At 45.4% G+C, this 1,454-nt stretch carries 1 protein-coding gene; it reads right to left on the bottom strand.

Going from position 1 to position 1,454, the window contains the following annotated elements:
- Positions 1-1,437: permease (locus A3763_RS01970; protein ID WP_197482694.1), on the bottom strand; the 1,437-nt coding region annotated here is incomplete at its 3' end.
- Positions 1,438-1,454: the final 17 nt, after the last annotated feature.

A 1,454-nucleotide genomic window follows, 5' to 3' on the forward strand; every position in this document is an offset into this window, starting at 1 on the left:
CTGGCGCTGACCTTCTTGAGAATTTAAAGACAAGCATGGCGATAAGCTTTGTTGCTCAAGTGTCTTCTCGAAAAAATAGTCATAACGACAGCGCTGCCTATATTGCGTAGGTAAACTATTACACTGATCCACACTTTCGTTTGTTAAGGCGCCTTTCCTGACTTTAAGATAATCAAATGCCTCCATACAGCGCTGGCGATAGCTCGCTGCATCCTCCAGATAATCACAGGCACTCGCACTAAATTGCTTCGATAATAGCTCAACAACGAAGCGTTCAAAGCAGTCATACTGACGAGACTCACCAAGAACATGGCAGGCACGGGCAGCTTTTCGCATCAGGGGGCGTGCCGAATATTCCGGTAAACCGTGAAGCTCTATTGCTTCCTTTTCAGCCGCATCATTAGTCATCGCTAGCTGAGATAGTTTTTCTGTTACCGATAGCAACTTAGCGCCCTGTGATTGCTCGGTATATGCGCTGACGGTCAGACCAGCCAGTAACGCTAAAACAGACACACTCAATAATAAGGCAAGGCTCAATTTCAGAGAGATATCTCGTGCAACCATCGTCGCGGGATAAATACTAAAAACGCCTAAAGCAAAAAAGGCTGCGCCAACATAGGCAATATCAACCCCCGCTGCCAACAAGCCAACTGAGATAACAACATCGAAGGCAATAGGAACCGGAAAAAAAGCAGCGCACAAGGCCACCACAATTAGTATTATTAAGGTCCACGACCCATTTAAGTTATCTAGTGAAACAAATTCTGCTACAAGCGCAGCAAGCCCCCCAGCTAAAAGCATAAGAGGCAGCGCCCCTTTTAAGATAAACCCTAAATGCCCCAAATATGCTTTGGTAAATTCAAAGACAAACTGAAGCCCCCTAGTTTGTTGCGTAATTGCACAGGCATTTAGCGGGAGATCAATACCACTACCTTTAAACTTACCACCCTCGCCATGAAAACGAGCACTTAAAAAGGGAATTACCAGTAAGACAAAAAATACGATCAAGATGTACNTAATGGCAACTAGCTCTATGGGCAGCAAGCTTAGTGACATCGCAACCACGATAAAATTAAAGCTTGGCGAACTACTCAGCATCGATAAAGCGGTGGGAGTAGGAAGGCCTCCCCGGTATAAACCAAAAGCAATGGGCGTAGAACAGTTGGCGCAAACACCCAAAGGAGTTCCGAGCAAGGCACCAATAAACGCTTGTTTATAAGGATTTCGCCCATCTGCGACTTTAGGCAAGTTTATTGAAAGGAAAGATATTAAAGTCAGTACAGCTGCAGCAAATAGAAAACCAAAGGTCATTCCTTGCCAGTTGGTATATGCCCAGTTAAGCGAGCTATAGAGAATACGCTCTGCATGCCCTTGCTCAGCACTAAGCGGGTAAATGACATCAAAGGCGAGAGAACTAAGATGGTTGCGCTGGCCCATCTGAGCTTTTTCATCCA

This window comes from Oleiphilus sp. HI0128 (assembly GCF_001635365.1).